The organism is Burkholderia sp. Bp8998 (genome assembly GCF_003854235.1).
GTDB lineage: Bacteria > Pseudomonadota > Gammaproteobacteria > Burkholderiales > Burkholderiaceae > Burkholderia.
In genome coordinates, this window is record NZ_QTQF01000139.1 from 1 (window position 1) to 1,145 (window position 1,145).

The window sequence follows — 1,145 nt, forward strand, 5'->3', positions numbered from 1 at the left end:
GGCCAGAAGGTCAGCTTCGAGGTCAAGCAGGGCCCCAAGGGGAAGCAGGCCGCCAGCATCAAGCCGCTGTAAGTTTTCCCCGCAGCGAACACGCCCGGCCAGGCAACGATCAGGCCGACGCGTGATCGCTGCAAGTCTGGAGCCGGGCGTCGAAGGGATACCACGCCCGGCTTGCCTCAGCGCTCGAGAAAGGGCCTGAGCTTGTCCGCACGGCTGGGATGCATCAGCTTGCGCATCGCCTTGCTCTCGATCTGACGGATCCGCTCGCGGGTCACGTCGAACTGCTTGCCGACCTCTTCAAGCGTGTGATCGGAGTTTGTGTCGAGCCCGAATCGCATCCGCAGAACCTTGGCCTCGCGCGGCGACAACCCGTTGAGTGCCTCGTCGATCGCCGCGCGCATGTTCGCGTGAATCGCCGCCTCAGCCGGTGAACTCGCCGACGCATCCTCGATCATGTCGCCAAGCGTCGCATCGCCATCGTCACCCACCGGGCTTTCGAGCGAGACAGGTTGCTTGGCGATCTTGAGGATACTGAGCACTTTCTCCTCGGACATCTCCATGCGCTTTGCCAGCACGGCGGGATGCGCTTCCTGCCCGGTCTGTTGCAGGATTTCGCGCGATATCCGGTTCAGCTTGTTGATCGTCTCGATCATGTGGACCGGCACGCGAATGGTCCGCGCCTGATCGGCGAGCGCACGCGTGACAGCCTGTCGAACCCACCAGGTCGCGTAGGTCGAGAACTTCCAGCCGCGCCGGTATTCGAACTTGTCCACGGCCTTCATCAGGCCGATATTGCCCTCCTGGATCAAATCCAGGAACTGCATGCCGCGGTTCACGTATTTCTTGGCGATTGAAATGACAAGACGAAGGTTCGCCTCGATCATCTCGCGCTTGGCCTGCCGCATTTTCAGTTCCGCGGCACTCATCTGGCGGTTGATCTGCTTGAGCTGCTGGAGCGGCAACGAGACCCGGGACTCGATGTCGACGAGTTTCTGCTGCGCCGCCTGAATCGCCGGCAGATGTCGTTCGAGCGCCGCGCCAAACCGCTGCGAGGTGGCCGCCGTGCGGTTCGTCCATTCGAGGTCGGTCTCGTGGCCCGGGAACGACTCGACAAACGCGTCGCGCGGCATGCCGCAACGGTCGAC

1 protein-coding gene is annotated in these 1,145 nt (G+C 62.7%); it reads right to left on the reverse strand.

What is annotated here, in order from left to right; genetic code table 11:
• Window positions 1-176 precede the first annotated feature (176 nt).
• Window positions 177-1,145, reverse strand: a 969-nt coding sequence (gene rpoD, locus DIE06_RS37795) for an RNA polymerase sigma factor RpoD (RefSeq protein WP_124665743.1), incomplete at its 5' end; no start/stop codon positions are given.